This window comes from Rhodococcus daqingensis (assembly GCF_042665615.1).
Classification (GTDB): domain Bacteria; phylum Actinomycetota; class Actinomycetes; order Mycobacteriales; family Mycobacteriaceae; genus Rhodococcus_G; species Rhodococcus_G daqingensis.
The window spans coordinates 1-640 of record NZ_JBHTCS010000015.1 but is presented as its reverse complement, the minus strand read 5'-3'; the positions used below and the strand labels follow the sequence as shown (position 1 = coordinate 640).

At 69.1% G+C, this 640-nt stretch carries 1 protein-coding gene; it reads left to right on the top strand.

All coding sequences use genetic code 11. The features are described 5' to 3' along the window. Positions 1–640, top strand: a 640-nt coding sequence (locus ACFQS9_RS13350; protein ID WP_378405383.1) for an AMP-binding protein, incomplete at both ends; no start/stop codon positions are given.

Sequence of the window (640 nt, the reverse complement as noted above, 5' to 3'; positions counted from 1 at the left end):
CCTCGACCCCACCACCCTCACCGAACAACCCGACCTCCACATCACCGCCGCCCACGGCGTCGACGCCACCCACTACCCCCTCGCCATCGCCGCCAACGCCGACGCCCGACTCCACCTCAAATTCGAGTACCGCTCGGACCTGTTCGAGGGCAGCGACATCGAGATGATCGCCCGCCGCATGACGAAGGTGCTCGGTGCCTTCGCCACCGACGTCGACCTGCCCCTGTCCCGGTTGAATCTGCTCACCGACGCCGAACTCGAGAGCCTCGCCCCGGCACGCGGGGCTCCCCCGGGTGCACAGCGCACCCTGCCGCAGATCCTCACCGACAGCGCCGCAACCCACCCCGCGACCACCGCGATCATCGACGGAAACCGCCAGACCACCTACCGCGAACTCGACCACCGCTCCAACCAACTCGCCCGAGCCCTCATCGCCCGCGGCGCCGGACCCGAAACCCACATCGCACTCGCCATACCGCGCTCCACCGAATCCGTCCTCGCCACCTGGGCCGTCACCAAGACCGGAGCCGCCTTCGTCCCCATCGACCCCACCTACCCCACCGACCGCATCACCCACATGCTCACCGACTCCGGCGCCACCCTCGGCCTCACCCTCACCACCCACCACAACGAACTACCC